Below are 2,775 nucleotides of genomic sequence, written 5' to 3' on the forward strand. Positions count from 1 at the left end.
GACACGTACGGGACCTGCTCTCTGGATGCCCGGCGGGCCCGGGTCCGGCGGTGGGGAGCCGCCGCCGGACCCGGGTTCAGCCGGCCTGAACTCTCGGATGGCCTGAGCTCTCGGGTGGGCCTGAGCTCTCGGGGGGCCTGGCTCTCGGGTGGCCTGCGCCCGGCGAGCGGCCGGGGCTCGGTGAGCGGCCGGGCTCGGTGAGCGGCCGGGCTCGGTGAGCGGCCGGGGCTCGCCGGGCGGCCGAGGCTCAGTGGGCGGCGAAGGCCGAGGTGATCTGGGTGGCGGCGTCGCCCGAGGCCTTCGCCACGTCCGCCTTGCCGGTGACGACCTGCTGGAGCATCGTCGGGATCACGGCCTGCGCGTCGATCTGCGCCCACGCCTGGTCCAGCGGCACGAACTTGGTGCCGGCCGCGATGGTGTCGGTGAACGGCTTCAGGAAGGCGTCCTTGGCGGCGACCTTGGTGCTGACCGACTTCAGCGTCGGCAGGTTGCCCATGGCGTCGTACATCTGCTCCTGGTACGCCGGGCTCGCCAGCAGCTGGGCGAACTCCACGGCCAGGGTGCGGTGCTTGGCCGCCTTCATCACGCCGAGGTTGTTGCCGCCGGCGAACGCCGGGGCGATCGAGCCGGCCTTCTCGCCGGGCAGCGGCACGACCGCGTACTTGTCCTTGGCCGCACCCGCGTCCACCTTGCTGCGGCTGGAGTTGGGCAGGATCGCCATCGCCGCCTTGCCCGCCGCGAAGAGGTCGACGGTCTTGCCGCCGGTGAGGTCGGCGCACTGCTGGGCCGGGCAGCCGTTCTCGCCGAACAGGTCGGTGTAGCGCTTGACGCCGGCCTGCGAGGCGGGCGAGTTGATCGCCGCCTTGTACTTGCCGCCGTCCTTGACGGCGATGTCGCCGCCCGCGTCCCAGACGAAGGGCAGCGCGCCGAAGGTGTACTTGCCGCCGATCGCGATGCCGAAGGTGTCGGGGTGCGCGGTGTGGATCTTCTCGGTGGCGGCGACCAGCTCGGCGTAGGAGGTCGGCGCGGCCAGGCTGGCCTCGGTGAACAGGTCGGTGCGGTAGTACAGCGAGCGGACCGCGACCCACCACGGCAGGCCGTAGGTCTTGCCGTCGATCTCGGCGGTCTTGGCGATGACCGGGTCGAGGTCGCCCTTGTCCTTCCACTTGTCGAGGTCGCCGCCGATCTCGGCGAGACCGCCGGCCGCGACGTAGCCGGGCAGGTCGGTGTTGCCGAACTCGACCAGGTCCGGGGCGCTGTTCGGGTCGTTGAACGCGCCCTTCATCTTGGCGGCACGGGCCGAGGCGTCGGTGTCGATGTAGCTGACGTTGACGGTGACGCCCTGGTGGGAGGCCTGGAACTCGGCGACCGCCTTGCTGATCACCGCCTCCTTTGCGGCGTTGCCGGCCTCGTTGTACAGCCAGACCTGCAGCGTGCCGGTCTTGTCGTCGGCAGCCTTCTCGCCGGCCGGCACAGCGGTGCCGGGCGAGCAGGCGGCGGCCGCGAGGCAGGTGGCGGCGAGGACGGCGGCCGCGGTGGTCCGTCTGACGATGCGCATGAGTGTGGAGCCTCCCCTCCCGACAGCTGCCGCCGAGACGTGCGGCCGCTGGGGACGGGCACGTCGAAGCAGGCCCTGACCGGGGCCGGTGATGGGTGCGTGCGTGAACGCGTGGATGTGGGGGTGGTGCTACGCGGGTACGGCAGAGCGACCGCTCGGGTGGGCTGCGTCGCCTGCTCGATGCCAGGGACGTTAGGCGCGGGCGCTCACGCCCAACAAGAGCCGGTTCGCGAAGTTTTGCACTGCACAACGCTGTATCGAAAACGCGGCGGCCCGGCCCGGAAGGGGTACGGTTCGACAACCGCCGCAGTCCGGCCGCGGAACGAGAGGGGAACGGGACCGATGACGGAGCAGGAGGCCACCTCGGCCACCGCCACCACCGCGAAACCGAAGAAGGCGGCGGGCGAGCGCAACCAGTCCTCCTCGCTGCGCCGGGCGCTGTCCGTCCTCGGCTACGTCCGCGACCACGGCGACGGGCGCGGCGTCCCACTCGCCCAGCTCGCCGAGGCCCTCGACCTCAACAAGTCGACCGTCCTCCGGCTGACCGGCCCGCTGCTGGACGAGCACCTGCTCGACCGCGACCGGGAGACCGGCTGGTTCCGGCTCGGCCACGGCTCGCTGCGCCTCGGGCAGGCCTACCTCTCCACCCTCGACCTGCGCAGCGTCGCCGCCGAGCACCTGCGCCGCCTCCAGCGCGAGGCCGGCGAGACCGTCCACCTCACCGTCTGGCAGGCACCGGGCATCGTCTACCTGGACAAGGTCGAGGACGAGACCAACGTCCGGATGGCCTCCCGGGTCGGCAGTCGGGCCCCCGCCTACTGCACCGCGACCGGCAAGGCGATCCTGGCCTGGCTCCCCGACGAGGCCGTCACCGAGGTCGTCGCCGCCGGCCTGCGCCCGGTCACCGCCTGGACCATCTCCGACGAGACCCACCTGCGCGCCGACCTCGCCCGGATCCGCGCCCGCGGCTACTCCATCGACGACCGCGAGAACGAGCCCGAGGTCCGCTGCGTCGCGGCCCCGATCTTCGACCACACCGGCGAGGTCACCGCGGCCCTCTCGGTCTCCGGCCTCACCTCCCGGATGACCGCCGCCCGCGTCCGCGCCCTCGGCCCCGTGGTCGCCCAGGTCGGCCTGCGCATCTCCCGCGAACTCGGCTCCGACCGCCCGGTGGTCTGACACGCGGAAGGGCCCGGCACCTGAACGAGCAGGTGCCG

At 72.5% G+C, this 2,775-nt stretch carries 2 protein-coding genes; one reads left to right on the plus strand and one right to left on the minus strand.

Translation table 11 applies throughout. The annotated features are described in order from the left end of the window. Positions 1-247: 247 nt before the first annotated feature. A complete protein-coding gene (locus ACFVFS_RS16690; protein WP_380624690.1) occupies positions 248-1,558 on the minus strand; it encodes an extracellular solute-binding protein in 1,311 nt (436 codons plus the stop codon). A gap of 342 nt (positions 1,559-1,900) precedes the next feature. Here ACFVFS_RS16690 and ACFVFS_RS16695 point away from each other — a divergent pair, with 342 nt between their 5' ends. Continuing rightward, entirely contained in the window at positions 1,901-2,737 is an 837-nt protein-coding gene (locus ACFVFS_RS16695) for an IclR family transcriptional regulator (RefSeq protein ID WP_380624692.1), read from the plus strand. Positions 2,738-2,775 lie beyond the last annotated feature (38 nt).

The organism is Kitasatospora sp. NPDC057692 (assembly GCF_042799475.1).
Classification (GTDB): domain Bacteria; phylum Actinomycetota; class Actinomycetes; order Streptomycetales; family Streptomycetaceae; genus Kitasatospora.

Coding starts and splice junctions, on each gene's coding strand:
- ACFVFS_RS16695 (WP_380624692.1), top strand. CDS start 1,901: ATGACGGAGCAGGAGGCCACCTCGGCCACCGCCACCACCGCGAAACCG.
- ACFVFS_RS16690 (WP_380624690.1), bottom strand. CDS start 1,558: ATGCGCATCGTCAGACGGACCACCGCGGCCGCCGTCCTCGCCGCCACC.